Annotated in this window: 1 protein-coding gene and 2 pseudogenes; 2 read left to right on the top strand and 1 reads right to left on the bottom strand. The window is 63.2% G+C overall.

The window, feature by feature from the left end:
* Positions 1-202, bottom strand: a pseudogene (locus ACZIRK_RS45225) (helix-turn-helix domain-containing protein); the annotation flags it as partial.
* Positions 203-423: 221 nt separating this feature from the next.
* Here ACZIRK_RS45225 and ACZIRK_RS45220 point away from each other — a divergent pair.
* The gene (locus ACZIRK_RS45220) at positions 424-780 is read left to right on the top strand and encodes a hypothetical protein (RefSeq protein ID WP_130232017.1); all 357 of its coding nucleotides are present in this window, start codon (positions 424-426) and stop codon (positions 778-780) included.
* 74 nt (positions 781-854) lie between these two features.
* Positions 855-1,164, top strand: a pseudogene (locus ACZIRK_RS45215) (IS21 family transposase); the annotation flags it as partial.

Below are 1,164 nucleotides of genomic sequence, written 5' to 3'. Positions count from 1 at the left end.
CGTTCCTTTGCGCGACGCCAGCGCCCGCAGGCCCTTCCCACGACCTTTCACCGTTCTCATCCAGCGGTAAATCACGCTGCGGTGAAATCCATAGCTCTCGACGACGGCGCTCGGCTTTTCACCTTCGGCGCACTCGCTCCAACGCCATCATGCGGATTTCTTCCAGGGTTCGATGGTCAAGTTGTCGGCCGTCGCGTTTCATGCCGATAGCATACACCAACGCCGCAACAATGTCGCCTATAGTTCTGACCTATGAGTAAGCTCTATCAGACCAGTGGCTTAGCGACCGGATTCCGGCCGGTGCGCGATTCTCAGCGTCGCATCGCCAGTAGATAGGGGCCGCATTCTGCGGGGGATGCGGCGTCTTCTTTCGGTGGCTGGCCGAGCCTGTCAACCCCGTCCACACACGAAAGACCTGCCACCATGATTACCGACGACAAGGCGCCAGCCTTGGATGAAACTTTGCGCAAGCAAACGTTGTTCGCGACCCAGGCGTTAGCCGACGCAGCCGATACGCTCGCGGGCGCCGCTGGACCGCTGCTCATCCTTGGGCTGCGAAACGCCAAGGCCGCTGAGCGCACCGCGGACGCGACCGAACGGCTCGCGAACTCTATCGAGACGATTACCGCACTGTTCGCGTCCTGCATCGGACGCGGTGAGGCTACCGCACCTGGCGGCGACTCCATGGACTCATGGCGCAGCGCGCCGGTCAACTACTTCCGCGCATCCGATACGGCCAACAAATTCAAGCTCGAGCGCGAGGACGGCGACGATGAGTAACATCGCAGCGTGGGTGCAAGCGGAGCTCGCAGCCAACGCGCCAGCGACCGCATCAAACATTCTGCACCTCGCGGCACACCACCATCGCCGACCACATGCCAGCGCCCATCGGCGCTACGGCCAATGGACGCCCGCCAGAGTGATCGCCGCCGGTGAGCGGATCGGTCCGTCGACCGCCGCCTTCTTCCAAGCCGTGATTGCGGCCCGGCCGCATCCCGAGCAAGGCTTTCGCACCTGCCTCGGCATTCTGTCGCTGGCCAAAAGTTACAGCGCCGAGCGCGTCGACGCGGCCTGCCGGCGCGGCATTCTGATCAAGGCACGATCCGTCGCCTCGATCCGCTCCATCCTCCAGAACGGCCTGGATCGCACCTTTCTCGACGAACC

The organism is Bradyrhizobium sp. Leo114 (assembly GCF_055229415.2).
Note: the sequence above shows the minus strand (reverse complement) of the source record. Positions and strands in the feature narration are given on the sequence as shown.

What these genes read in the sequence shown, in the direction of transcription:
- ACZIRK_RS45220 (WP_130232017.1), top strand. Translation starts at nt 424, where the DNA reads ATGATTACCGACGACAAGGCGCCAGCCTTGGATGAAACTTTGCGCAAG.